This is a genomic window from Streptomyces cellostaticus (assembly GCF_001513965.1).
Lineage (GTDB): Bacteria > Actinomycetota > Actinomycetes > Streptomycetales > Streptomycetaceae > Streptomyces > Streptomyces cellostaticus.
Window position 1 is genome coordinate 1 of the sequence record NZ_KQ948120.1, and the last position, 1,462, is coordinate 1,462.

Annotated in this window: 1 protein-coding gene; it reads right to left on the reverse strand. The window is 66.4% G+C overall.

Going from position 1 to position 1,462, the window contains the following annotated elements:
- Positions 1-18: 18 nt before the first annotated feature.
- On the reverse strand, positions 19-1,221 hold the full coding sequence (locus tag AQI88_RS42330) for an IS110 family RNA-guided transposase (protein ID WP_067011133.1): 1,203 nt from the start codon (positions 1,219-1,221) through the stop codon (positions 19-21).
- Positions 1,222-1,462 lie beyond the last annotated feature (241 nt).

Sequence of the window (1,462 nt, forward strand, 5' to 3'; positions counted from 1 at the left end):
GTGCCCCTATGGCCTTCGTCAAGCCGCGATAGGGGTCGGCGGCTCGTAGAAAGTGCCGTCGCGGAGCATGGCGAAGAGCACGTCGATGCGTCTGCGGGCGAGAGCGATCAGCGCTGCGACATGGTGTTTCCCCTCGCGGCGTTTCCTGTCGTAGTAGGTCCGTGACTCTGGCTGAGAGAGCGAGGCGAACGCGGCGAGGTAGAAGGCGCGTTTGAGCTGCTTGTTACCTCGCCGAGCGGGGTGTTCGCCGCGGATGGAGGAGCCGGAGGCGCGTGTGACCGGAGCCAGGCCAGCGTAGGCGGCCAGGTGGCCGGCGGAGGCGAAAGCGCTGCCGTCGCCGACGTCGATGAGGATCCGGGCGGCGGTCCTGACCCCGATGCCGGGCATCGAGATCAGGACCGGGGAAAGAGGGTGGGCCTCCAGCAGTTCCTCAATCCGGGCTGCGAGGAGTCTGCGCTGGTCCAGTACGGAGCCGAGGCTGGAGACGAGATTAGGAATGATCAATGCGGCTGCGTCGGTCCCGGGGACGACCACGGTCTGCTCGTCGAGTGCGATGAAGATGTCCTCGACCAGGCGCTCGGCCATTCGCGGGGCCTTCGGCCGCAGCAGTGTGACGAGTCTGCGCCGCCCTGCCTTCCGTAGCTGGGCAGGAGAGCCGAAGCGTTCGAGCAAGGTGAGCACGGCAGGGTGGTCCAGGCGTGGGCCGAGGATCTTCTCCAGCGGCGGATGGATCTGTGTCAGCAGGCCCCGCAGTCGGTTCTTGGTCCGTGTCACCTCGGTGGCCAGGTCATCGTCGAAGCCGGTCAGCATCTCCAGCTCGGCCACGGTCTCGTCGGCCGCCTCGATGGCCCGCAGCGTGTGCGGCATCGAACGGGCCGCGTCCGCGATGACATACGCGTCGCGGGCGTCGGTCTTCGCCTCGCCGGGGTAGAGATCGGCGATCCGCCGCATTGTCAGGCCCGGCAGATAGGCGACACGACAGCCCGCGTCACGAGCCACTGCCAAAGGCAGGGCGCCTATGGAAGCAGGCTGGTCGACCACCACCAGGACGGTGCCGTGCTTGGCCTGGAGCTTGGCAAAGACCTCGCGGAGCTTCGATTCGGTGTTGGGCAGCCGCTTGTCGAAGGTCTTCTTGCCCTCCGGGGTCAGCGCCGTCGCATGGTGTTCGCCCTTGCCGACGTCCAGACCCAGATAGACGTCGATGCCACCTTGACCACCCACGTGCTTGCTCCCGTACGCGCGTTCTTCCCGGCCTCACCTGCGGCATCAGCGTGCCAGCATCCACGTTACGAAGAGACTGCTTCTCCCATCCGGGATCGGCGCTCGTGCCCCTAATCAGCGGTCTGCCAATGCCTTCGGTCCCGGTGACACCACTTTTTCGATCCTGATCGACAAGGGGGCTCAGTCATGCCGGGCCCGAAGGCCGGGAGCCCCGTTGCAGGGCCATCAAGAAGGTAACGGG